Consider the following 21,579-nt stretch of genomic DNA (forward strand, 5'->3'; position numbering starts at 1 on the left):
GCCGAGATATGTCTCTATTTCGCACAATTCGCATCGGGGTCATTACCCTTGGTACGTTTTTTTCTCTCTCAGCTCAAACTCAAACCCCGAGCATTGTAGATCCCTCTCTACATCTTGGCGGCTCTATAGGCATGACCTTCTCTCAGGTTGCTTTTATGCCTAATGTGCTACAAGACATCTGCATGGGACCAACGATAGGGGCCTCTGTTTCGATAGAGAATAGTCCCTATACAGCCCTATCTCTTGAGCTTAACTATGCACAGAGAGGCTGGACGGAACGTTACTCGGCATCACGCGCAGGTACTGCCTATACACGCCGTTTACACTTTGTCGAGATGCCTCTACTATGTCAGCTTTTTTACCCCATAGGCAGGGTACGTCTAGGGCTTAAAGTGGGGCCACAAATCGGGTATATGCTGGGGGAGAAAAGTCATGCCCAAGGAGACTCATTCACCGAAGGCGAAACATTACGACACTCTATAGCAACCTCCCACCGCTTTGCTTGGGGGGTGATAGGAGGGCCTCTTGTTGCTCTCACTATCGGTCAGCACCGCATCGAACTAGAGGGGCGTTTTTACTACGGATTCAATGATATCTTCAACACCACCGTATCCGATCCCTACAGCAAAGCCAGCGAAATGGCAGGTGTTGCCAAGGTTTCTTACTTATTCAGACTACTCTAGAAAGGAAAAATTTCTCACCCAATGAAACGAAATATATTGCGCTCGTTGCTCCTTTGTACTATGGTTTTTGGGACAACGATACTGACCTTCACCACTCCCTCCTTTGCTTATGCACAAAAGCCTGTAACATCAGATTCTCTCTATCAACGTCCGGAGCAATCACCACAAATAGAGGAAGATACAAAAGATAGTAGGGTCATACCCGTTCCGAAATCGCCCTACAGGTCCTGGCTTGCAGGCTGGTTTTCCATGTCTCCCTCCACACGTCCGGCACAGCTCCGGCATGAGTACGCGACACACCTACAGCCCATCCCTCTTACCCATCTCTCTGTAGCCAATCCCCTCAAACAACCCAGAGGGATAGAGTCTATGGTCGAGGGGTATAAGCTTGATGAAGAGCTCTTTCAACAGATCCAATCTCGCTACCCTCGGATCTTTCGTGAAACTCATACCGATCTAGAGGCACACCGCATAACAGCAGAGAAGATTGCGCTAACAAGTGTAGCCATTGGAGAAACTCCCAGCGTAGGAGTATTAGACAAAGGTCCCCTATCCGGTCTGAGACGTTTTATGGCTCCGCGCAAATATTGGACCCCGGGATGGAATAGTGTTATTCAGTTCTCTCAAAACTATATCTCCAGCAATTGGCACAAAGGGGGGAGCAGCAATCTCAATCTCTATAGCCGTCAATTCTTCAAACTCGACTACAAGAAGGAAAAACTCTCTTGGAATAATGAACTTGAGTGGCGGCTGAGTATTTTCACGAGTCCCTCGGATACAGTGGGACGCTACCGCATAGCAGACGATCTTATCCGCCTCCATAGCAACCTAGGTATCCAAGCCGTAAAGAATCTTTTCTATACCCTAGATGCCGAGATACGCACGCAAGCATTTAACATGCGAGAGGAAAATAAAACATTGGCTCTGAGCGGCCCCCTCTCTCCCATCGTTGCCACAGTGGGGCTTGGTCTCAAGTATGCCTATAACTACAAGTCGAGTACTCACTATGGCCGTAAGGCTCACTTCGAAGTCAATCTAGCCCCTATTGCCTACGACTTCCGCTGGACACAACGTCGTGATATAGACCTAGCTCGCCACGGCTTTAAGGACGGAAAGACGCTCTACTCCGCGATTGGTTCGATGCTTCGAGCCGACCTCACCTGGGACTTTTCGCAGAGCCTCCGTTGGCAATCTCGCTTCTACTACAATACAAGTTACAAGCGTGTAGAAACAGAATGGGAGAATGCCCTCATCTTTGCCTTCTCCAAATTTTTCTCAACACGAGTGAATCTACATCTTCGCTTCGATGATGCTGCATCTCACGGAGCGGATTTAATGTCGCGCATACAGGTTAATCAGCTCTTGAGTTTTGGGTTTGAGATGAATATCTAACCCCCATACCACACCTCAAGACTATGGTTCTTAGAAACATACGACAGTGAGGGATGGTCAGCATTTATTGTACTTTTGTAGGACGTATTGGAATTAGTACAAGATGAAGATAGCCCCTCCCAAGCGGATGTACACGTACATAATCCAGCAGTTCATGCCCTTGCTGGTTATGACTTTTGTGATCTGCTGGTTTGTCGTACTGATGCAAATGCTTTGGTCTCGTGCCGATGAAATCGTGGGGCGAGGGCTTGATACTTGGGTTCTTATCCAGTTGCTTTTCCATGCTGCCGTAATGGCACTCCCTACGGCAACTCCGCTGGGCATTTTGCTCGCCTCCGTAATGACCTTTGGGGGGTTGGGCGAACGTCTCGAGTTGCTTGCCATGAAAAGCGCAGGCGTTCCCCTATATCGTATCATGTCTCCCCTCTTTGTTGTGGGTATTACTATTGGGTTAGCTCTTTTTGTCTACCTCAATACAGCCATGATGGACGCCCAAGTAAAGTTCTTTCAGATCATCTTTTCGGCACAACAATCACGCCCCGATTTGGAAATTCCCCAAGGAGTTTTCTACAATCAGATACCCGGATATAGCCTATTTGTCAAGAAAAAAGATCATGAAAATCGCACCCTACACGAACTCATGATCTATGATTTCTCCAGGGGGAGCAGCCAACCACGGATCGTACTAGCAGACTCGGGAAAACTACAAATGGATGCCTCCAAAACATTCCTTACCCTCGATCTCTACCAGGGCGAGAGCTTTGAGCAACTCTCTCAGGGCTCATTCTTCGAGGGCTCCAGCAATGCCTCCTCCTACGATAGAGACCTGCCTGCCTCCTACCTCAAGGAGCATTTTTCGCATAAACGCATTGTTATTTGGTTCGATACGAACTTCAAAATGATCGACGATGAGGGGCTACGTAGCCAATTCGTAGGAAAAAACCTTTTGCAACTCAATCGCTATATCCGAGATACTGCCATATACAACCTCGATAGTGTAGGCCGCAGCAATGCCCGAGAGGCACTCTCCGGTTCGTTGGCCGATAGGTACACCCAAACAAGTATACGCCCCTTAGATCCCTCTCCGGAGGCGAAGCAACATTTGCAAGCTTTGGAGCAAGGGGCAAAACGGCAGCAGATAACGCTCGATAGTCTCTACCGCATGGCAAGCCCCGAGCAGCTAGAGACGGCTCTCAAAAACGCCTCCGAAAAGCTGCACAACATGACAGAACTTGCCACCTTCTGGGATGGAGCCTATCAAGCCGAGGCGTACAACTTCCGTTCACACAGCCAAGAGCGACACCGCAAGTTCACGTTCCCTGTGGCGTGTATTGTGTTCTTTTTCATTGGAGTTCCCCTAGGAGCTCTCATTCGCAAAGGGGGCATTGGGATGCCTATGGTCGCTAGCATCCTGCTCTTTGTTGTCTATTATATGATAGACACTCTGGGCTTCAACCTGAGCTACAACGGCACTTGGCCCACGTGGTTGGGGATGTGGTTTTCGACCTTTATACTCCTCCCCATTGGAGCCTTCCTCACCTACGAAGCCTCCCGAGACTCCGTGGCTCTCAACCTTGACGAGCTGATGTTCCGACTCAAAAAGTTCCTGCGTCCGGAGCGTATCCGCAATATAATTCCCAAAGAACTTATCCTCAACTACGTCTCCACCGAGGAGGCAAAAAAACTTATCTCGACGGCTCAAGAGAAAATGCAAGAGGTGGCAAAGAATCCGTTCTTTACCCATCGCCGTATCGGGTTTTCGACCCTGTCTCAACTCAATAGAGACTATGGTCAGACCTCACGAAGCCTAGATCGCTTGGTAGATCGCCTTGTAGACACAGACAATAGATTGGTCTTGGCCAAACTAATGGATCTACCCCAATTGCCCCGCCTTTTCGCCCCTCTACTCCCCAAGAAAAAAGCAATATATATTGTTTTATTGGGCATCTTACCCTTATCTTTGCCTTACGTTTGGTATTTATTAAGGCGACGCAAAGTGCTTTTGGAGCAATGGGAGCTATGCAGGCGTACCCTAGACGAACTTGCCAATATATACGAAACCACAAATAAAGAAGAATAATAAACCACATCTATGGATAGCTATAAATTGAATACAATTGAGGAGGCTCTAGCAGACTTTAAGGAAGGAAAGTTTGTGATTGTAGTGGATGACGAAGATCGCGAAAACGAAGGCGACTTCATCACTGCGGCCGAAACCATAACCCCCGAAAAGGTAAACTTTATGATGCGTTATGGGCGGGGGGTACTCTGCACACCTATCAGCGAAGAAGTAGCCTCACGTCTCGAGCTCGATATGCAAGTACACGACAATACAAGCCTACATGAGACCCCCTTTACCGTTACAGTAGACCTTATCGGGCATGGTTGCACTACGGGCGTTTCGATGTACGACAGGGCACAAACTATCTTAGCTCTAGCCGACCCCAAAACGCAACCTACGGATTTGGCTCGCCCCGGGCATGTGAATCCTCTTCGTGCGCGCTCTCGTGGGGTGCTCCGCCGTGCCGGGCATACCGAGGCTGCCATAGACCTCGCTCGCCTCTCGGGCATGCAACCTGTAGCAGCCCTCATAGAAATCATTAACGAAGATGGGACAATGGCTCGTCTCCCTCAGCTCGTAGAGGTAGCAAAGCAATGGGATATGAAGATCATCACCATCAAAGATCTCATCGCCTACCGACTACAAAAGGAGTCGCTAGTGGAGCGTGGAGTGGAAGTACATATGCCCACGGAGTATGGCGACTTCCGTCTCATCCCATTCCGTCAGAAGTCCAATGGCATGGAGCACGTTGCCCTATTCAAAGGCGAGTGGAGCAAAGACGAACCGATACTTGTACGTATGCACTCCTCGTGCGCTACGGGCGATATATTTGGGTCTAAGCGTTGCGACTGTGGAGAGCAGCTCCATCGTGCCATGCAACTCATAGAGAAAGAGGGGAAAGGTATGGTCGTGTATCTCAACCAGGAGGGGCGTGGCATTGGTCTCATGGAGAAGATGAAAGCCTACAAACTACAGGAGAATGGGATGGATACCGTTGATGCCAATCTGCACCTCGGGCACGCTGCTGACGAACGCGACTATGGCGTGGGAGCACAGATCTTGCGCGAGCTAGGGGTGGGCAAAATGCGGCTTATCACCAACAACCCCGTTAAGCGTGTGGGGATCGAGAGCTATGGGCTAGAGGTGGTAGAGAATGTTCCCATCGAAATCGAACCCAACCCCTACAATACGACCTATCTTCGCACCAAAAAAGAGCGAATGGGGCACAAGTTGCACAACATAAAGTAAGCAAAGACAACTCTATAAATACCTATTAAAATATCAACGTTATGCGCAAACTAATTATCTCTCTCGCTACAATGGTAGCAGCAATTGCCATGTTGCATGCACAGAAGGAAGATATTCGTCTGAAGCTTCAACCCGGACAAAAGATTCCCCTCCGCTACCAACAAATAATGGATCAAGAGGTGGCATTTGGTGGGCAAACCATGAAATCGAAAACAACGATTCGCACCGAATTTGCTTTCTCTGTCGTATCCCTCAATGGCGAAAACCTTATCATTGATGCGATCATCAACCGCTCAGATCTAGAAGTAAAAGGCGACCAAGGCAATATTACAGCAAGCTCTACCGACGCCACGGAGACACAGTATAACAAGGAGCTAAAGGCCTATACTGGCAAGGTAGTACGAGCAGAAGTAACTCCTTACTTCGAGCTTGTGGGGGAACCTAAAGCTCTGGATGAGAGCGTATCTCCTGAGACAGCAAAGAAGGTATTCGAAGCTGTTTCGAGCACACTCTCCGGCTTATATCCCAAACAAGCCGTAGCCCAAGGCGACACTTGGGAGGATACCGTATTCGGTGACAATAAAGCCAAATCTACCCTTACCCTTATAGGTGATAACTCCTACGTAATCGACTCAAAGATCACGGCAGAGCAGTCTATGCAGGGTATACCCCTCTCGGGTAGCGGTCTCTTCAACTACGAGATTCACAAAGCTACCGGGGCTCCCATCTATGGACTTCTCACCCTCCCTCTATCGGGTACTATGGCAGCACAAGGCACCATGGTGAGTGTAAAAATCAACATTACGGGTAGCTTCGAATTCATGCAATAAGCCTAACAAGGCTTTCAAGAGAGAAAGATACATCTCTCCCAAGAGAGGGAGGGATGTACCTTTTTTATTCGCATCACAAACATCCATCACGCACAACTTATAATCATTCCGATGAAAAGACGTCTACTATATGGTCTCCTCGCAATACTTGCTTGGTGCAGTATCGGGCTTGTAAATGCACAAAACTTACAATTCCACTACGACCTCGGGCGGTATCTATACCCAGAGACGCAAATGGCTCGCCCCACCCTCACGGCGACTATTGAGCAACAGGGTGTAGACCGCTTTGGCGATACCTTTTACTTTGTCGACATGAGTTTTTTGCAGCAGGGTGCTGTAAGTGCTAATTGGAAGTTCATGCGCAACCTTCGCTTTTGGCAGGCTCCTGTTGCTTGGCATGTACGCTACGATGGGGGGCTTCGCTTCGTCAATGCAACCCAAAGTAACACAGCCATCTCTATGAACGACGCCTTTATGACAGGAGGCTCGTACACCTACCTCAGAGGCGACCGACGCCTAATGCTCAGTGCTGCCCTACTCTATAAGTATATCCGACTTACCCCTCAGCCCCACAATTTCGAGCTTTGTACGGTATGGAAGTATGCTCCCGGGGATGGGCTTTTCTCAGCTACCGGATTCATCAGCTTTTGGCAACAAACCGACAAAAGGCCCGGGTGGAATACTCGTTTTAAGCTAATGATGCAACCCCAGTTTTGGTGCAACCTCAATAAATTGGAGGCTATACCCAATGATATAAACCTTAGCATCGGCTCCGAGATCCGCATCTCGCGCAATGTAGATGCTCCTCAATGGATCGTAGCCCCTACGCTGGCTCTCAAGTGGAGCTTCCGCTAAGGTCTTCCCTTTTACCCCTCACCCTACAACTTCGCTCACGGCTCTCCTCTTTTGGGGAGTTGGTGGGCGAAGTTTCTTTTTGGGCAGACATCGTCAAAAGTTTATGGCTGAAATTAAAAAGGGAATCAGGTGGAAACACTCCTAAGAATCAGCTAAATTTCGCGAAAATCTTGCCCTGCAATTTTTTTATTTCTAGGCAGGACTCTATCCGAAACAGGCCTATATAGAAAATATCAATAATACTAGATGATTTCATCTATCAAGAAGAAATCATGTATAGGCTATCTTTGCTTACAAGAAAAAGGGAGAGACCATTTTTCCGCCTCTCCCCCTGAATAAAACAAAGATAGTAAGGATAAATATAATAGGAGTGACAGTATGACCAGAACGCAATTCCAGAGTAACCTCCAAGAGGTGCAGGAGAATCTCCGTCGTTATGCTCTCAAACTAACGCAAGATACCAACGATGCAGACGATCTCGTACAAGATACTTCGCTTCGCGCTCTGACCCACAGAGACAAGTTTGTAAGCGACATCAACTTCAAAGGTTGGATGATGACCATCATGTACAATATATTCCTCAACAATCAAGATCGGGTAGAGCGTCGTCGTAAGATATTCGATACAACCGTGGATATACTGAATGTTCCTTTGGTGACAGAGGGTGGGTATAGTACCCCTGATGGCGCAATGAATATTCGAGAGATCTACTCGGCAATTGACAACCTCAGCGAACATACACGTACCCCCTTCAAGATGTTCCTGAGTGGATACAAGTACAGTGAGATTGCCGAAAAGATAGGAATCCCCGAGGGCACAGTTAAGAGCCGAATCTTCTTTGCTCGCAAAGCGTTGCAAAAGAGCCTTCGAGACATGCGCTAAATAGCTTTTTCTCTACATATCTATATCCTGTGGGGTACAGTAGTAATACGATCCTCCTAGGTAAAAGGAAACGCAAACACGTCCAAAAGCGTTTCGTTTCGCTCTGATTTTCGAGTAAAGGGCTGACTTCACACGATGGAGTCAGTCCTTTTCATTTTTGGGTCTACTCCCTACAAGCCACGAGGAGGGAGGGGACAAATTAAGAGCGACCAATCGACCTCTCTCTCGCATCTCTTCTTACAGGCGTGTACCTTAGACGTAAGATCATCTGCTTTTTGTATCTTAGGGGGCAGTTTAGAAAAGGAAAGAGAGAATAATGGCAACGAAAGAATTCAAATACCAAGAGATGTTCCCCCTAAGGGAAGATACCACAGAATACTACCACCTAACAAGTGAATATGTACACGAAGAAGACTTTGGCGGGCGCAAAATGCTCGTCGTAGAGCCGGAAGCTCTGCGCACACTGGCACGTCAAGCCTTCCACGACATAGCCTTTTACCTACGCCCCGAGCATCAGGAGCAAGTGGCTAAGATCCTATCCGATCCGGAGGCAAGTGACAACGATCGCTTCGTTGCCCTCACGTTTTTGAGGAATGCAGAAGTGGCAGCCTTGGGGCAGCTCCCCTTTTGTCAAGACACGGGTACGGCGATCATCCTAGGCAAGAAAGGACAAAATGTATACACAGGCGGAGGGGACGAAGAGGCTCTCTCCCACGGAGTGTTCGACACCTATACACAAGAAAATCTGCGCTACTCGCAAAATGCCCCCCTCGATATGTATCGGGAGGTCAATACGGGTTGCAATCTGCCAGCTCAGATCGACTTGATGGCCGTAGATGGCGATGAATACAAATTCCTCTGCATTGCCAAGGGAGGGGGATCTGCCAACAAAACCTACCTCTACCAAGAGACAAAGGCGCTCATCACGCCCGAAAAACTTCTCCCCTATCTGGTAGAGAAGATGCGCACTCTAGGCACTGCGGCATGCCCACCCTACCATATTGCTTTTGTCATTGGGGGGACTTCTGCCGAGATGAACCTCAAAACCGTAAAGCTAGCCTCCGCAAAATATTATGACAACCTCCCCACCCAGGGGAACGAACTCGGGCACGCCTTCCACGACACAGAGCTAGAAGCACAACTCCTCGAAGAGGCATATAAGATAGGCTTTGGAGCGCAATTTGGGGGGAAATACTACGCCCACGACATCCGAGTTATTCGCCTACCAAGGCATGGAGCCTCCTGCCCCATCGGCATGGGAGTGAGCTGCTCTGCAGACCGCAACATAAAGGCAAAAATCAATCGTGAAGGCATCTGGCTCGAGAAGCTTGAGACCCATCCGGCTCGACTCATTCCGCCAGCTTTGAGGGGGAAAGCAGAGGGAGAGTCTGTAAAAATCAATCTCAATCGCCCCATGGACGAGATCCGTGCGGAGCTATCCAAATACCCCGTATCTACGCGCCTTTCCCTCTCGGGTACCATCGTAGTAGGGCGAGATATTGCCCATGCCAAGCTCAAAGAGCGTCTCGATCGTGGCGAGGATCTCCCCGACTACATCAAGCAACATCCTATATACTATGCAGGCCCTGCCAAAACTCCCGATGGCTTACCAAGTGGCAGTTTTGGCCCCACAACAGCAGGGCGTATGGATAGTTATGTACAACTCTTCCAAGAGCATGGAGCAAGTCTTATCATGATCGCCAAGGGCAACCGAAGCGCAGAAGTTACAGCTTCGTGCAAGGCACACGGGGGGGTTCTATCTGGGCAGCATCGGAGGGCCGGCCGCCATCTTGGCACAAAACAGTATCAAGAAAGTGGAGTGCCTCGAATACCCCGAGTTGGGCATGGAAGCCATTTGGAAAATAGAAGTAGAAGACTTCCCTGCCTTTATACTCGTAGATGACAAAGGCAACGACTTCTTCCAGCAGATTCGGGATCGTTGCGAGGGGTGTACCATCCTATCGTAACACAGAAAAAAAATTGATCCGGAGTGAACTCTTTGCCCGTTCCCACTATTCTTGGAGAGTAGAGGATAGCCAAGACTCCTCTCACCTATAAGAAAGAAAACAAATAAACGAAGACTATGAAACTTCTCCGCCACTCTTTATTCCGAGTGCTACTCCTATCAGCAACCATGTTTGTAGGCGTTGCCACTCAGGCTTCTTGCCAGTCGAAGAGCAAGAAACAGACTACTCAAGAGGCTTCCCACTCCAACGTAATGGTGATCGACGCCAAGTACATGAAGGAACATATCTACGACTTTGAAAAAAATCCCACAGAGTTCGTTTATAAAGGCGATAAGCCTGCTATCATCGATTTTTACGCCGATTGGTGCGGTCCCTGCCGTCAGCTCGCTCCCAAGCTAGAGCGCATTGTGGCAGAGAGCGAAGGCAAAGTTCTCCTTTACAAAGTCAATGTAGATAAGGACGAAGTATTGGCTGCGCACTTTGGTGTAAAAAGCATCCCGATGGTACTCTTTGTCCCCACAAAAGGGATGCCCATACAGACATTGGGCAATATCCCCGAGGGTACAATCAATGAGTACATACAAGAAATAATCTCAAAAAGCAAAGAATAACTCCACGAGAGTTTGTAGTATAAAAATTAATATGTAACTTAGCTGCGAATTTAGAAGATTCGCGTAGGATTTGTAAATATGGCAACGACTAAACTCAAAGGCGATCTTACGATTAACCTCCTAGGAGAGATGCCCCGAGTGGGAGTTATAGCTCCCGATTTTACAGCAGTCAAGGCTTCTCTCGCAGAAGCAAAGCTCGAGGAGTATAGAGGAAAAAAGGTAGTACTCAATATCTTCCCAAGCATTGACACAGGGGTTTGTGCCGCTAGTGTGCGTCGCTTCAATAAGGTTGCATCGGAGATGGCAGATACTGCCGTTCTATGTATATCCAAGGATCTTCCATTTGCACAGGCTCGCTTCTGTGGAGCAGAGGGGCTTGCAAATGTAGAAACCCTCTCGGCATTCCGTGGAGATTCCTTCGAAAAAGGCTACGGTCTTTTGATGACGGATGGTCCCCTTCAGGGCTTACTCGCACGCGCCGTTGTGGTAATAGACAAGAATGGTAAGGTAGTTTACACAGAGCTTGTAGACGACATTACCCATGAACCTGATTACGATCGAGCAATTGCCGCCCTCCAACAGGCGTAATTGCTTCTAGGATAGAGAAATTTGCCCTATCCCCTTGTGAAAGGGCTTTTCATGTTTCATGTGTTGGTGTGTTGGGCCGCTGTTGTTCCTTTTTGGGGTGCGCAGCGGCCTTTTCGCGTCCTCTCTAGGGAGTTACCCTCTACTCTCCTTTCTCCAAGTCTCCTCCTCTAGATAACTATATCCATTACTCTATAAAAGTATGAAGACAAGCCCCAAGCTATTAAGAACTCTACTCGTATCCCTCTCCGTCTCCCTCGTCATCGTCTCAGCCACTGGCTGTAGGGGAGGAAAGAAAGAGAGTGCAACTGATGATACCACAGCGGCACAACCCGACGAAGCTCACAACCTATTCAATGCGGATAGTGCCTATAGTTACATTGCTCAGCAGGTAGCCTTCGGGACGCGTGTCCCCAACACTCCTACTCACCGAGAGTGCGGCGAGTGGATCGCAAGCAAGCTCACAGAGTTTGGTTTGGAGATAGTATTGCAGCAAGCGAACATATCAACCCACGAGGGCGTTTCCCTCCCTATTACCAATATAATAGGTCGCCTCAACCCCTCGGCAGAGCGTCGTATCCTGCTCTTAGCACACTGGGATACTCGCCCCACAGCGGATAACGACCCCAACCCTAGCCGCAAAAGCGAACCGATCTTGGGAGCTGACGACGCAGCAAGTGGCGTAGGAGTGTTGCTTGAGGTTGCACGCCAATTGGCCGATCGCAAGAGCACCTTGGGGGTCGATTTCCTCTTTGTCGACGCAGAAGACATGGGGGTTAGCGAACAGGAAGACTCTTGGTGCCTTGGCTCCACCTACTGGAGTAAGCATCCCCATGTAGAGCACTATCGTGCTGAGTTTGGTATCCTTCTCGATATGGTAGGTGCGCGCGACGCAAAATTCCGATGGGAGTATTTCTCCAAAGTTCACGCCCCAAGCATTGTCTCCTCGCTATGGGATAAGGCTGCAAGTCTTGGTTATGGACACTATTTTATTCAGGCAGATGGGGCTGCTCTTACAGACGACCACAAACCCATTATAGACAACCTCGCCATCCCCACTATAGATATAGTAAACTACGATCCTGCCCGGAGCAATGGTTTTGGTGCACACTGGCACACACACGGAGACAACATGGACGTAATTGACAAAGAAGTTCTAAAAGCAGTAGGCGAGACCCTTATGGCTTACCTCGAAGAGAGAGAAAACGAACGTAAATAAAAGGCAATGAACAGCAAGTCAATCAACGAGATACAAGACGAAATACTAGAAGAATTCGAGCCCTTTGATGATTGGATGGACAAATACTCCCTCCTCATCGACATGGGGAATACACTGCTTCCTCTAGAGGATTCTGAGAAAACTCCTGAGCATATAATTGAGGGATGCCAAAGCCGAGTATGGATTGTAATTACCCCCAACGAAGACGGTACTCTAGCCCTCCGAGGGGATAGTGACGCCCTCATTGTCAAGGGGATTGCTGCCCTACTGCTCCGTGTGTACGATGGGCAACGACCCGAAGATATTCTATCGCAGGAGCTATACTTCATCGATCGGATGGGGCTTCGTGAGCATTTATCTCCCACGCGTAGTAATGGACTCGTGGCCATGATTGAGCAAATCCATCGTTCGGCGCGCACCTATCTATCCCGATAAAACATGTGCCAACTACGCTTTCTCCCTATCACTCTAGAGGATAGAGACGTTATCTTCCCCCTTATTTACCAAGACGATAAGGCTATCTGCGACCTTGCGTTTACCAACCTATACGGCTGGAGTGAACGCTACGAGACCTCTTGGACTATCTTTCAAGAGCGGGTGCTCATCATCCGATTTCGCTCTCCTCTGCGCTCCCATCCCGTTTTCCTCCTCCCCTATTGTACAGAGCGTGCTCTCTGGCAGGGGGCTATCAACGAACTTATCCATTACGCGGAGAAGGAGGGATTCCCTCTCGTTTGCATGGGCGTAACCGAGGGTTGTGCCAAGAGTCTCGAGCAAGACTTCGGGCAGGACTTCCAGTTCTTTTGGGACGAAGACTATGCCGACTACGTCTACCTGCGGGAGAGACTCGTCTCGCTGTCGGGTAAGAAACTACAGTCCAAACGCAACCATATCAATAAGTTCAAGAAACTTTATCCGGACTACACCTACCGGCCTTTCACCCCCGACCAGAAAGAACTGTACAAAGATTTTGCCGATCAATGGCTTGATGATACCACTCAGCGCGATGGTATTCAAGAGGAAAATAGGATGGTACACCGCATTCTCGATGCTTGTGAGGTGTTGCAGTTGCAGGGAGGTGCTCTTTGGATTGAGGGCAAAATAGTAGCCATGACCCTAGGCTCCCCTATCAACCACAATACGTTTGACGTACATGTGGAGAAGGCCAATCCGGCTATTGAGGGAGCCTACACTGTGATCAACAACGAGTTTGCCAAACAAATTCCTGAACAGTATATCTACATTAATAGAGAGGAAGATTTGGGGATTCCCGGACTACGTTTTGCCAAAGAATCCTATCAACCGGAGTTGCGGCTCTACAAGGGAACGGCTCTGCTAAGGAGGCACGCACAAGTATGAATCCCCTGGATAGGCGACAGCTCTCTCGTGAGATTTGGCAAGAGGTCTTTGGAGACGGCGACGGGTTCCTCGACCTTTACTTCGGGCGTGTGTACCAAGATGACGAGACCGATCTACTGATTGACTATGGAGGTGCGCCCAAAGCCACTGCACACACAGGCCGCGTCTCCTACACCTTTAGGCTGTGGGAAGAGCGAGTAGAAGCTGCCTATATATCCGGAGCTGCCACCCTCTCCACCGAGCGCGAGCGAGGACTAATGCCAGCCCTGCTGCGTTCTGCTCATACTAAAATGTACCAAACGGGTAAACTGCTCGCCTTTCTTATCCCTGCTGAGCCGTGGCTCTACGACTACTATCAACGCAAATTCGGCTACGCCAAAGTCTGTTATCGTAGCGTATCCCAACCGAACTCCCCTCGCCTCACTCCCCCACCTCAACTTTGCAGGCAAGCTAGTGCAGAAGGATATCTACACTATATCCGGCAACGTCGAGGCTGGACTATGGGACACCTGGAGCACACCTACCCTCAGTGGAAGTGTGTAATAGAAGATGCCCTGCTCAGTGGGGGCGGCTACACGCACGAGGGGGTAGTCCGATTACTACAAGGGGACGAATGCTCACAATTCATTGCCATACAACTCCCCATAAAGGAGGGATTAGCTTACCATCAAGTAGTAACGCCCCCACTAGGCAAAGGGCTTGAGCTGCACGGCATGATGCGGGTAGTCAAAATCCCACAGCTCCTCGCTCTCTATGCCAAGAAGCACCCGAATATAGAATGGCAGTTCGATCTCTTCGACACAATGCTCCTCCCCAATACAGGTCGCTACCGATTAGAGAAAGGGAAATGCCTCTTCACGCCTCTTCCCCCGAAGTCTCTACAAAAAAATATTCTCACCCCTTCGCTCCTGCTGGAGCAGCTATTTGCGGAGAACCCCTTCTACATTGACCTAATGCTGGACTAGTGTACACGCACATAAATTTCTGTGTACACAGATTTCTCAAACAACCACAGAAAGCTTCCCGAATCACCCCTATCTCCTGAGAGGAATAGGGGTTTATTGTTTTTGCCGAGAGACTATCGGGATAGGCTCCCTAGGAGAAAAGAGAGAAGTGTACAGGGTGAAATAAATTCCGTTCTTGCCTGGAATTGCACTCCATTTCTACCTGAAAAATAAAAAAGTTTTGGGCAGAAGGGGGAGAGGTTTCTGCCCGAGAAAAAGTAAGAATCTAGGCAGCCATTTTTCCTCCTCCCCTTTTGAGCCGAAAAGAAAACTCTCGGAGGGCTCTCCATATCAGAGTGCAACAAAAAAAAGAAATAGGATCCTAGCCGGTAGCAAGTTAGAACAAATGTGTAATCTAAGTATTGTACAATCCGAGGTCTTTCATTACCTTTGCACTCGGTTTGTCGGAGGAACGAGATGTCTACAGCCCGGATGGCGGAATTGGTAGACGCGTTGGTCTCAAACACCAATGGGGTAACACCCGTGCCGGTTCGATCCCGGCTCCGGGCACTTTGTTTCCTAAGATGAATAATTCCGGAGAGAGCCTCGGCAATGCGCCGGGGCTCTTTTTGTTTTATCGCACAACAAGAAAGAATAGAGATTGTAGCAACAAACATGCTGCATATTGTGGGGTAACTATTACCTTTGTATTCGGGGAGAATGCAAAGCCATTGCCATAAAACGCGAAAGGCACCGCCCCAAAAGAGAAAAAGACAATAGTAACACATTAATTATAGAGATACGGAAGTATGAATATTCCTGCACAACTCAAGTACACTACAGACCACGAGTGGGTACGCATCGAAGGCGATATGGCGTTTATCGGTATTACCGATTATGCTCAAGGCGAATTGGGTGAAATCGTTTATGTAGACGTACCTACGGAAGGCGAAACTGTAGCTGCCGGTGAAGTATTTGGTTCTATCGAAGCCGTTAAGACTGTGGCTGACCTACTTATGCCCGTAGAGGGAGAAGTGGTAGAACTCAACGCTGCCCTTGAAGATCAACCCGAGCTTGTAAATAACGATCCCTACGGCGAAGGCTGGATTATTAAGGTAAAGATGGCAGACCCCGCTAAGGTAGAAACCCTTATGGATGCTGCTGCTTACAGCTCATTCCTCGGCTAATAGAGGCACAATCAAAAGCTAAGCTAATACACCTCACCTCTCTCAACACAAAAGAGGGGCAGGTTGTGTGTATAGCTAAAACATAGAGGGCGCGTCAAGAGGATTCTTTTGATTCGCCCTCGCTTGCATTGTCCTAGACAGAACGATATTTGGATCTATCACACAATACAATCGTATTACATATGACTCCGCTTGTAAGTATTATCATGGGCAGCACCTCCGATCTTCCTGTAATGGAGAAGGCTGTACGCCAATTAGACGAACTCGCGATTCCTTTTGAAATTTTGGCTCTATCGGCTCACCGCACCCCTGATGAGGTGGCTCAATTTGCCCGTGAAGCCGAGGCAAAAGGGGTACGTGTTATTATTGCAGGAGCCGGGATGGCTGCTCATCTCTGTGGCGTAATTGCCTCCATGACGCCCCTGCCCGTTATCGGGGTGCCCATCAAAGCAACACTCGATGGTATGGATGCCCTCCTCGCTATCGTACAAATGCCTCCGGGGATACCTGTTGCCACCGTGGGAATCAATGGAGCTCAGAATGCAGCTCTTCTAGCGGCACAAATGCTCTCGCTGGGCGACGCCGATCTTATGGAGCGTCTCAAAGCCTTCAAAGAGGGGCTAAAGGAAAAAGTAGTGCGCGCCAATGCCGACCTCAAAGAGGTAAAGTACCGCTTCAAGACCAACTAAAGAATTGCTCCCATAGGCAGTAGCAGTCCCCTGATACTGCACATAATACAAGACAAGTCCCCGAAAGAAGTCGAAATAAACAGCAGTCCGTGGCGCACCTCTATATGGTGCACACGATAGATCTATAACCCTATGCCCCCCCTCAGTTCCACCCCTCTGCACTACCCTCTTGATGCGCTCAATTATCGTAGACGTTGTACGTGTAGCGTCTCAATAGGCACTGTACCCTTAGGGTCTGAGTACCCTTTGCGCATTCAGACCATGGCCAACGTTTCCACTCCGGATACCGAGGCCGGCATAGCCCAAACAGAGCGAGTAGCCCTAGCAGGAGCGGACTATATGCGTTTTACGGCGCAGGGGGTACGCGAGGCCGAATGCCTGCAAACCATCCGAGCAACACTCGACAAAAAAGGATACTCCATCCCTCTCATCGCCGATATTCACTTCAATCCACAAGCTGCCTATGAGGCTCTAAAGCATGTAGAGAAAGTGCGTATCAACCCCGGAAACTTTGCAGATCGCAAAGGAGAATGGAGCGGAGAGAGCCTCTCTGATGCGGACTTTGCTCATGGCCGGGAGCGTGTACAGCAACTTTTTGGCGACTTCTTACGCGAAGCCAAACGCCTGAAAAGAGCCATTCGACTAGGGGTAAATCACGGTTCTCTTAGTGAGCGTATGCTCCGGCGTTATGGCGACACTCCCGAGGGAATGGTAGAGAGTTGTCTGGAGTATCTCCGCGTGGCTCGCAGCTTGGACTTTGAGGATATTGTCATCTCAATGAAAAGCTCCAACGTGCAGGTAATGACCCAAGCAGTACGCCTCTTGGTAGAGCGTATGGACGAAATGGGGGTGCATTATCCTTTGCACATTGGCGTAACCGAGGCCGGAGAGGGCGAGGATGGACGAATCAAAAGTGCCGTAGGCATTGGCTCCCTTCTTACCGATGGGTTGGGAGATACGCTGCGTGTCTCCCTAAGCGAAGCCCCCGAGGCAGAACTCCCCGTTGCACGCCTCCTTATGGAGCACATTGCCGAGCGAGCCGCTGCCCCCCAACTATCCCCCCTATGCCCCCTACCCTACCGAGCACAAATGCTCCCACGCAATGCCTCTTCTATTGCCGGGCAACTCTACGGAGCCAACCTCTTACCCTCTGTCCTTATTGTGGGGAAAGATGATGGCACTCCTCAGCTCCCTTTGGCAGGAGGCGACAGGGTAGGCACGTCGGTAGAGGCACTGGATCTCTCCTCCCTCCCTGCTATTTTGATCGAAACGGATAGCTTCTCTCGTGAGAAAGCAGAAGCTCTCAATCTCACGCACCAGCCCAATAGGCTCTTGATATTGAGGGCAAGTGGAGCCAATCGCGTTGGGCTATGGCGTAGAACGATCGCCCTCCTTGCCGAAATGGGAATAACCGCCCCCATCGCCCTAGAAGCGCAATTTGCGCCGCACGAATCCCTAGAAAAAGTACAGATTGCAGCTGCAACAGACTTGGGAACGCTCCTCCTAGAGGGTGCCGGCTCCGCCATTATGCTCACAGCCCCACACCTTCCCCTTTCCTCTCTACAGGCACTGGCTCTAGGCATTCTACAGGCAACCCGCCTTCGTTTCTCCCACACCGAGTACATTAGCTGCCCGGGATGTGGGCGTACGCTCTATAATTTGGAAGGAACAATTGCCCGCATCAAAAAGGCAACGAGCCATCTTTCCAACCTCAAAATAGGCATCATGGGATGTATTGTGAATGGCCCCGGAGAGATGGCCGACGCTGATTATGGCTATGTAGGAGGCGCGCCGCACAAAATCGATCTCTACAAAGGACAAAAGTGTATGCGGCGGGGAATTGCAGAGGAAGACGCCGTAGATGCTCTTATTGCCCTCATCCGAGAGAATGGAGACTGGGTAGAACCCAAACAGAGAGAAGACCGGCAAATGGCAGAAAATAAGTAACTTCGTGCCAAGTGCGGAGTAGAACGCGAGTTTTGCCACGCTCCTTTTTGAGATGTCTACAAGTATGAAGATAGCCATAATCAACCGATCCGATAACCCTCTACCTCGCTATGCGACTCTCCAATCCGCAGGTGTGGATCTCTGTGCATACCTCCCCCAACCGATCCAATTGGCTCCGGGGGCGCGTTGTCTTGTCCCCACAGGATTACACATAGAGCTGCCAGCAGGTTACGAAGCACAGATCCGTCCTCGCAGCGGTTGGGCTCTCAAATCGGGAGTAACAACACTCAATAGCCCCGGTACAATCGATGCCGATTATCGCGGCGAAATCGGGGTTATCTTGATCAATCTGGGACAGGAGCCGGTACAAATCTCCTCGGGAGACCGCATTGCCCAAATGGTAATTGCTCGCTACGAAACAGCCGATTGGCACGAAGTAGAGACCCTATCGGAGAGCGAACGAGGCGAAGGCGGTTTTGGGCATACCGGCATGCAAACAACAAAGTAAAGCCCTACAGACGCCCCGTTTATGAAGTATCTTTATACCCTTCTTTTGCTCCTTTGCTCCTTGGGAGCAGCCTCGGCACAAGAGGTCAGCACGCAAAAGGCATTATCCGATAGGCTCTTTGCAGAGGGGGCTTCCTCTCTATTATCCGAAAAACCACTCCTTGCCTACTATCAGATCCTTGCGTCGTATCAGTTGGATCCCTCGGGAGCCTCGGCTTTTGCGTTGGGGAACTTATTGCGCCCCATCTCGGTGGAACAAGCGACCGAATGGTACCACAAAGCATTCGAAGCAGACCCAAGTCACGACGAATACGCCTTTCAATACGGTTATACCCTTGCCAGCAAAGGAGAGACCGACGAGCTTCTCCGCATGCTGGATAGGCATATAAAACTATCGCCCTCCGATAGCCGCAATCAACTTCTCGCCCTAGGGGTACTACTGGAGGAGCGGCAGTACGATCAAGTTTCGCAGCGTCTACCGGCTCTACTCGAGGCCTCACGTGGCACTCCATACTATGCCCATGCCCTACAGGTAGCACAGCGAGTTGCCTTCGAAACGCACGATACAGAAGCGATGAATCGCTACCTAGATGTAGCCCTAGAGTACAACGGCAATTCCCTCAACGAATTGACGAGCCTGCTCTTTAATGTCAAACAGAATCTGAGTGCAGAGGTCGCCTATAATCTCTTGCAAAAGATACCCCAATCACAACGCGCATCGGGCAGTATCAGCTATGCCGAGGCCTCCATTCTCTTAGATTTGAACCGCTATCCGGAGGTATTTAGCGTTCTACAACGAATTTGGAAAGCAGATGGTATGACGCCCGAATTTTCGCAAGAGGCTCTTCATGCTTTCCTCTCAGAGTTTGTTAGCAAAGACCTGGATCTAGCCCCTTTCCTCCCCATTTACAAGGAGTTTCTTGCGGCTTACCCCACCAACTTCGATGCGCAACTCGATCTCCAGTCTCTGCTATACATGCTGGATAAGCACTCCGAGCGTCATGTGCAACTGGTGCGAATGACCGAGCTATTCCCCACAGGGCACCCCGAGCTTTGGAACGGATTATTCCAGGACCTGCTCTCAAGAGGGGCGTACGACGAGCTATACAAATACTTCCCCCAAGCCCTCAAGCAATACCCGCACGAGGGGAGTTTATTCCTCTTTAAGAGCCTGGCAGAAGAGACTTCCGGAGACCTAGAGCTGGCAAAAAGGACAGCCCTGCAAGGGATTGCTCAAGCCGATACCACTCAAACCGAAGTGCTAAGCGATCTTTATGGTCAGGTGGGAGATCTCTGCGTGGCACAGCACAAAAATCAGGACGCGATAGCCGCATACGAAGAGTCTATCAAGCTCAACGAAAAAAATGCTACGGCACTTAACAACTACGCCTACTTCCTACTCGGACTAGAGCAACCCGCTCTGATAGAAAAAGCCGTGAGGCTGGCCTCTAAAGCGGTTGCCCTGCATCCCAACGATTTTAGACTACTAGACACCTATGGCTTTGCCCTCTTTTTGCAGCGAGATTATCTACAAGCAGAGATTTATTTACGCCAAGCTATTGAGAGAGCTGAGGCAGCCCAAAAAGAGGAACCATCGAGTGTCAGCATAGCCAGCCTTGCGGAGTATTACTACCACTATGCAAAGGTGCAAGAAGAAGTGGGCAACCTACAAACAAGTCTTCTCTTTCTTCAGAAAGTAAAACAACTTATCTCTACGGACGAGATTGACCTTGCTATCGAAGAAATAAAGCGACGTATGGAGTCTTCTAAGTAACTATCCATCATGAAGAAATCGCTCTCTATCCCATCCATTTTGAGTCTTTTGGCGCTTGTCTTGCTCCTCTGGGGCTGTGGTAGTCGTCGCCCGAGTGTAACTCCCAATAGCTCCTCAAGGCAAAATAGGGAGGCCATGGCTTTTTCTTCGGCGCGCCCCATAGCAGCACCTTGGCAAGTCAAAGCGAATCTTACTTTAGAGGTAGAAGGCTCCTCTATCTCCCTTGATGCCAATGCTTCTGTAGTAGTAGGAGAGGGGATATACGCCTCTCTTCGTCCCTTCGTTTTATTCGAAATTGCCCGAGTGTATCTGCTCCCCGAGGAGATTGTTGTTATCGACAAACACAATAAAACCTACCTGCGCGCCTCTTACCAGCAGCTCAACGCCGCCTGCCAAGATCAATTCCCCCTCCCCCTATCTTACCCTCTCTTAGAGGGGTTGCTTCTGGGCTACCTCCCTCAAGAGCTTGAGGTGGAAAAGATGGTAACGCCCCATCAAGCCTTAGTAAAACTCCCCCAAAATAAGCTCTCTCTTCTCTATACGATAGGGGAGAATATGCGCCCCAATGCCCTGGAGAGTTCGCCGGTTAATGGAGGTGTACTAAAAGCAACGTACACCCACTACACCTCACACGAAAAAGGGCTTTTACCCGACCGTTGCTCCTACCGAGTGCTACAAGATGGTGCCAGTACGCTCTCTTTGGAGGTCGAAGGCAGTTCTTATCGTCGCAGCGAGCAGGCTCACGACCATCTTATTGTGACCATCCCCTCGGGGTATCGTCAACTCACTATAAAAGAAGCTTTACAGCTTATCTCTAGCCTATTCCAGTAGTATTTCT

At 49.5% G+C, this 21,579-nt stretch carries 19 protein-coding genes, 1 tRNA gene and 1 pseudogene; all 21 read left to right on the forward strand.

Going from position 1 to position 21,579, the window contains the following annotated elements:
* The first annotated feature begins 8 nt into the window (after nt 1–8).
* The 21 genes and pseudogenes from POREN0001_RS02770 (at nt 9) to lolB1 (ending at nt 21,572) form a co-directional block, all read left to right on the forward strand.
* Nucleotides 9–683, forward strand: coding sequence for a porin family protein (locus tag POREN0001_RS02770; protein WP_004332742.1), 675 nt, complete (start codon nt 9–11; stop codon nt 681–683).
* Between the two features lie 21 nt (nt 684–704).
* On the forward strand, nt 705–2,075 hold the full coding sequence (locus POREN0001_RS08985; protein WP_004332887.1) for a DUF3078 domain-containing protein: 1,371 nt from the start codon (nt 705–707) through the stop codon (nt 2,073–2,075).
* Nucleotides 2,076–2,178: 103 nt separating this feature from the next.
* Nucleotides 2,179–4,155, forward strand: coding sequence for an LptF/LptG family permease (locus POREN0001_RS02780; protein WP_004332814.1), 1,977 nt, complete (start codon nt 2,179–2,181; stop codon nt 4,153–4,155).
* Between the two features lie 12 nt (nt 4,156–4,167).
* The gene (locus tag POREN0001_RS02785) at nt 4,168–5,385 is read left to right on the forward strand and encodes a bifunctional 3,4-dihydroxy-2-butanone-4-phosphate synthase/GTP cyclohydrolase II (protein ID WP_004332943.1); all 1,218 of its coding nucleotides are present in this window, start codon (nt 4,168–4,170) and stop codon (nt 5,383–5,385) included.
* Between the two features lie 41 nt (nt 5,386–5,426).
* Nucleotides 5,427–6,215, forward strand: a complete 789-nt coding sequence (locus tag POREN0001_RS02790) for a hypothetical protein (protein WP_004332870.1) — start codon at nt 5,427–5,429, stop codon at nt 6,213–6,215.
* 111 nt (nt 6,216–6,326) lie between these two features.
* Complete coding sequence (locus tag POREN0001_RS02795) at nt 6,327–7,070, forward strand: DUF5020 family protein (RefSeq protein ID WP_004332759.1); 744 nt, start codon at nt 6,327–6,329, stop codon at nt 7,068–7,070.
* Between the two features lie 378 nt (nt 7,071–7,448).
* Complete coding sequence (locus tag POREN0001_RS02800; protein WP_004332802.1) at nt 7,449–7,952, forward strand: RNA polymerase sigma factor; 504 nt, start codon at nt 7,449–7,451, stop codon at nt 7,950–7,952.
* A gap of 316 nt (nt 7,953–8,268) precedes the next feature.
* Nucleotides 8,269–9,919 (forward strand): annotated as a pseudogene (locus POREN0001_RS02805) (fumarate hydratase).
* A gap of 116 nt (nt 9,920–10,035) precedes the next feature.
* Nucleotides 10,036–10,530: a thioredoxin family protein gene (locus tag POREN0001_RS02810; protein WP_004332880.1), complete on the forward strand. Its 495-nt coding sequence runs from the start codon at nt 10,036–10,038 to the stop codon at nt 10,528–10,530.
* Nucleotides 10,531–10,608: 78 nt separating this feature from the next.
* Nucleotides 10,609–11,118: a thiol peroxidase gene (gene tpx, locus POREN0001_RS02815; RefSeq protein ID WP_004332949.1), complete on the forward strand. Its 510-nt coding sequence runs from the start codon at nt 10,609–10,611 to the stop codon at nt 11,116–11,118.
* Nucleotides 11,119–11,317: 199 nt separating this feature from the next.
* Nucleotides 11,318–12,334: a M28 family peptidase gene (locus tag POREN0001_RS02820; protein ID WP_004332863.1), complete on the forward strand. Its 1,017-nt coding sequence runs from the start codon at nt 11,318–11,320 to the stop codon at nt 12,332–12,334.
* 6 nt (nt 12,335–12,340) lie between these two features.
* Nucleotides 12,341–12,769, forward strand: coding sequence for a SufE family protein (locus POREN0001_RS02825; RefSeq protein WP_004332964.1), 429 nt, complete (start codon nt 12,341–12,343; stop codon nt 12,767–12,769).
* A gap of 3 nt (nt 12,770–12,772) precedes the next feature.
* Nucleotides 12,773–13,693, forward strand: a complete 921-nt coding sequence (locus POREN0001_RS02830) for a DUF2156 domain-containing protein (protein ID WP_004332842.1) — start codon at nt 12,773–12,775, stop codon at nt 13,691–13,693.
* Nucleotides 13,690–14,658 carry a GNAT family N-acetyltransferase gene (locus tag POREN0001_RS02835; RefSeq protein WP_004332847.1) on the forward strand — a complete coding sequence of 323 codons (969 nt, stop codon included), beginning with the start codon at nt 13,690–13,692 and terminating at the stop codon, nt 14,656–14,658. The genes POREN0001_RS02830 and POREN0001_RS02835 overlap by 4 nt, the downstream gene beginning before the upstream one ends.
* 465 nt (nt 14,659–15,123) lie before the next feature.
* A tRNA-Leu gene (locus tag POREN0001_RS02840) sits at nt 15,124–15,207 on the forward strand.
* Nucleotides 15,208–15,446: 239 nt separating this feature from the next.
* A complete protein-coding gene (gene gcvH / locus POREN0001_RS02845) occupies nt 15,447–15,824 on the forward strand; it encodes a glycine cleavage system protein GcvH (protein ID WP_004332891.1) in 378 nt (125 codons plus the stop codon).
* A 182-nt stretch (nt 15,825–16,006) separates the two neighbouring features.
* Nucleotides 16,007–16,513 (forward strand): 5-(carboxyamino)imidazole ribonucleotide mutase, encoded by a 507-nt coding sequence (purE, locus tag POREN0001_RS02850; protein ID WP_004332822.1) that lies wholly within the window; start codon nt 16,007–16,009, stop codon nt 16,511–16,513.
* A 132-nt stretch (nt 16,514–16,645) separates the two neighbouring features.
* Nucleotides 16,646–18,460 carry a (E)-4-hydroxy-3-methylbut-2-enyl-diphosphate synthase gene (ispG, locus tag POREN0001_RS02855; RefSeq protein WP_004332753.1) on the forward strand — a complete coding sequence of 605 codons (1,815 nt, stop codon included), beginning with the start codon at nt 16,646–16,648 and terminating at the stop codon, nt 18,458–18,460.
* 64 nt (nt 18,461–18,524) lie between these two features.
* Nucleotides 18,525–18,968, forward strand: coding sequence for a dUTP diphosphatase (gene dut, locus POREN0001_RS02860; RefSeq protein WP_040580356.1), 444 nt, complete (start codon nt 18,525–18,527; stop codon nt 18,966–18,968).
* 21 nt (nt 18,969–18,989) lie between these two features.
* Nucleotides 18,990–20,741 (forward strand): tetratricopeptide repeat protein, encoded by a 1,752-nt coding sequence (locus tag POREN0001_RS02865; RefSeq protein WP_004332930.1) that lies wholly within the window; start codon nt 18,990–18,992, stop codon nt 20,739–20,741.
* Between the two features lie 9 nt (nt 20,742–20,750).
* Entirely contained in the window at nt 20,751–21,572 is an 822-nt protein-coding gene (gene lolB1 / locus POREN0001_RS02870) for a lipoprotein insertase outer membrane protein LolB1 (protein WP_004332817.1), read from the forward strand.
* Nucleotides 21,573–21,579 lie beyond the last annotated feature (7 nt).

Source organism: Porphyromonas endodontalis ATCC 35406 (genome assembly GCF_000174815.1).
GTDB classification, from domain to species: domain Bacteria; phylum Bacteroidota; class Bacteroidia; order Bacteroidales; family Porphyromonadaceae; genus Porphyromonas; species Porphyromonas endodontalis.

What these genes read in the sequence shown, in the direction of transcription:
- POREN0001_RS02770 (WP_004332742.1), top strand. Translation starts at nt 9, where the DNA reads ATGTCTCTATTTCGCACAATTCGCATCGGGGTCATTACCCTTGGTACG.
- POREN0001_RS08985 (WP_004332887.1), top strand. Translation starts at nt 705, where the DNA reads ATGAAACGAAATATATTGCGCTCGTTGCTCCTTTGTACTATGGTTTTT.
- POREN0001_RS02780 (WP_004332814.1), top strand. Translation starts at nt 2,179, where the DNA reads ATGAAGATAGCCCCTCCCAAGCGGATGTACACGTACATAATCCAGCAG.
- POREN0001_RS02785 (WP_004332943.1), top strand. Translation starts at nt 4,168, where the DNA reads ATGGATAGCTATAAATTGAATACAATTGAGGAGGCTCTAGCAGACTTT.
- POREN0001_RS02790 (WP_004332870.1), top strand. Translation starts at nt 5,427, where the DNA reads ATGCGCAAACTAATTATCTCTCTCGCTACAATGGTAGCAGCAATTGCC.
- POREN0001_RS02795 (WP_004332759.1), top strand. Translation starts at nt 6,327, where the DNA reads ATGAAAAGACGTCTACTATATGGTCTCCTCGCAATACTTGCTTGGTGC.
- POREN0001_RS02800 (WP_004332802.1), top strand. Translation starts at nt 7,449, where the DNA reads ATGACCAGAACGCAATTCCAGAGTAACCTCCAAGAGGTGCAGGAGAAT.
- POREN0001_RS02810 (WP_004332880.1), top strand. Translation starts at nt 10,036, where the DNA reads ATGAAACTTCTCCGCCACTCTTTATTCCGAGTGCTACTCCTATCAGCA.
- tpx (WP_004332949.1), top strand. Translation starts at nt 10,609, where the DNA reads ATGGCAACGACTAAACTCAAAGGCGATCTTACGATTAACCTCCTAGGA.
- POREN0001_RS02820 (WP_004332863.1), top strand. Translation starts at nt 11,318, where the DNA reads ATGAAGACAAGCCCCAAGCTATTAAGAACTCTACTCGTATCCCTCTCC.
- POREN0001_RS02825 (WP_004332964.1), top strand. Translation starts at nt 12,341, where the DNA reads ATGAACAGCAAGTCAATCAACGAGATACAAGACGAAATACTAGAAGAA.
- POREN0001_RS02830 (WP_004332842.1), top strand. Translation starts at nt 12,773, where the DNA reads ATGTGCCAACTACGCTTTCTCCCTATCACTCTAGAGGATAGAGACGTT.
- POREN0001_RS02835 (WP_004332847.1), top strand. Translation starts at nt 13,690, where the DNA reads ATGAATCCCCTGGATAGGCGACAGCTCTCTCGTGAGATTTGGCAAGAG.
- gcvH (WP_004332891.1), top strand. Translation starts at nt 15,447, where the DNA reads ATGAATATTCCTGCACAACTCAAGTACACTACAGACCACGAGTGGGTA.
- purE (WP_004332822.1), top strand. Translation starts at nt 16,007, where the DNA reads ATGACTCCGCTTGTAAGTATTATCATGGGCAGCACCTCCGATCTTCCT.
- ispG (WP_004332753.1), top strand. Translation starts at nt 16,646, where the DNA reads ATGCCCCCCCTCAGTTCCACCCCTCTGCACTACCCTCTTGATGCGCTC.
- dut (WP_040580356.1), top strand. Translation starts at nt 18,525, where the DNA reads ATGAAGATAGCCATAATCAACCGATCCGATAACCCTCTACCTCGCTAT.
- POREN0001_RS02865 (WP_004332930.1), top strand. Translation starts at nt 18,990, where the DNA reads ATGAAGTATCTTTATACCCTTCTTTTGCTCCTTTGCTCCTTGGGAGCA.
- lolB1 (WP_004332817.1), top strand. Translation starts at nt 20,751, where the DNA reads ATGAAGAAATCGCTCTCTATCCCATCCATTTTGAGTCTTTTGGCGCTT.